This is a genomic window from Rhodococcus sp. AW25M09 (genome assembly GCF_000333955.1).
Classification (GTDB): Bacteria; Actinomycetota; Actinomycetes; order Mycobacteriales; family Mycobacteriaceae; genus Rhodococcoides.
Genome location: NZ_CAPS01000167.1, coordinates 1 through 1,127, shown reverse-complemented (window position 1 = coordinate 1,127; position 1,127 = coordinate 1). Strand labels below are relative to the sequence as shown.

The 1,127-nt window shown below is 65.0% G+C and carries 1 protein-coding gene; it reads left to right on the top strand.

The window, feature by feature from the left end; all coding sequences use genetic code 11:
* Positions 1–967 (top strand): DNA-processing protein DprA (locus RHODMAR_RS26795; RefSeq protein ID WP_232433779.1); only part of this gene is annotated, 967 nt, incomplete at its 5' end.
* Positions 968–1,127: the final 160 nt, after the last annotated feature.

The following is a 1,127-nucleotide window of genomic DNA, read 5'->3' as shown; positions in this document are numbered from 1 at the left end:
GACCATCTGCCCCTTGTGTGAGCCCTGGGAGGGTTTCGTCGTGAGCGGTGTGTCGAGCGAGAACGCGGTGTCGGGTAGCGAGATGGTGCGGAGTGAGCGTGTGGCGTGGGCGTACCTCGCTCACGTGGCGCGCGGGCAGGGCGCGTTGGTTCATCTGGCGGTGTCCTTATCGGGCGTGGAGGCTGCAGCCGAGGCTGTGCGGCAACGGGAGGTGTCGGAGGACTTGTTGCGTGCGACTGCTCGCTCGTGGGAGTACTCGGGTGCCGAGGCAGACCTCGAGACGGCTGCAACACTGGGAGCACGATTGGTCACTCCTGCGGACGCTGAGTGGCCGCAGCGGCTGCGGATGGCCGGATGGCTGGAGGGATCGACTCCGGTCGCTCTGTGGGTTCGTGGGCAGGGCATGCTGCCCGGTGTCGATTCGTCGGCGGTGGCGCTCACCGGCACCCGGGCCTCGAGTCCCTACGGCGATCATGTCGCGGCGGAATTTGCCGCGGATCTAGCGATGCGCGGGGTGTCGGTCTTGTCGGGCAGCGGGTTCGGGATCGAGGCAGCGGTGTTACGGGCATCGTTGGGCGTCGGTGCGGGACCGGTCGCGGTCATGCCGTGCGGTTTGGACCGGGCATATCCGTCCGGTCATGCTCGGTTGCTCGAGCGCGTCGCGGAGCAGGGGGTAGTGGTGAGCGAGTACTCGTTCGGTGCAGAGCCTCGTCGAGAACGTTTCAATGGGAGTGGCGCGCTGCTGGCTGCTCTCTCCGATGCGGTAGTGGTGCCCGAGGCCGGGTCACGCGGACGTGCCCTGGCTGTGGCTAGGGAAGCGCACAGGCTCGGACGTGCGGTGTACGCGATACCGGGACCGGTCACCTCCGCAGCGTCGAGCGGATGCCATGCCTTGATCGTCGACGGTGTTGCGTGTCTTGCGATGTCGTCTGCTGACGTGTGCCCAGACAGAGGCGAGTTGTCCTGATCGATGCGATCACTGTTAAGGGGGCTTAAGGAAAGCACATCATCACCCCTGAACGGTGCGCGCTTACGCTCGTTCTGCCATGAAAGACGTTTGCGAAGAGAGGAATTGGCATGAGTTATGTAGCTGTTGCGTCACGGCTCGGGCAGATTACGGATCCACA